We start from the raw sequence: 284 nt of genomic DNA on the forward strand, positions 1-284 counted from the left end.
GATTGCTGCACTCGGTTTGGCTTTGTTTGCAAAAGGCCGCCGGTCGGCGATATGGATCATCATCATTGATGCTGTGATGACGTTTGCTTTATATGCAAATGTCCTGTTTTACCGTTTCTTTGATGACTTTTTGACGTTTGCAAACTTAAAACAAGCCGGAAACCTCGGCAATATGTCTGACGGCGTTTTTGACATCATGGCATTTCATGACATCGTCTATTTCGCAGATTTGATCATTTTGATTGCTCTATGTGTGAAGCTGCCTGAACTGAAGGCCGCACAGC

At 44.0% G+C, this 284-nt stretch carries 1 pseudogene; it reads left to right on the forward strand.

Features of this window, described 5'->3' with window-relative positions:
• Positions 1–284: pseudogene (locus CH339_RS25575) on the forward strand (hypothetical protein); the annotation flags it as partial.

The sequence above is a fragment of the Rhodobium orientis genome, assembly GCF_003258835.1.
In the GTDB taxonomy this organism is placed as follows: domain Bacteria; phylum Pseudomonadota; class Alphaproteobacteria; order Rhizobiales; family Rhodobiaceae; genus Rhodobium; species Rhodobium orientis.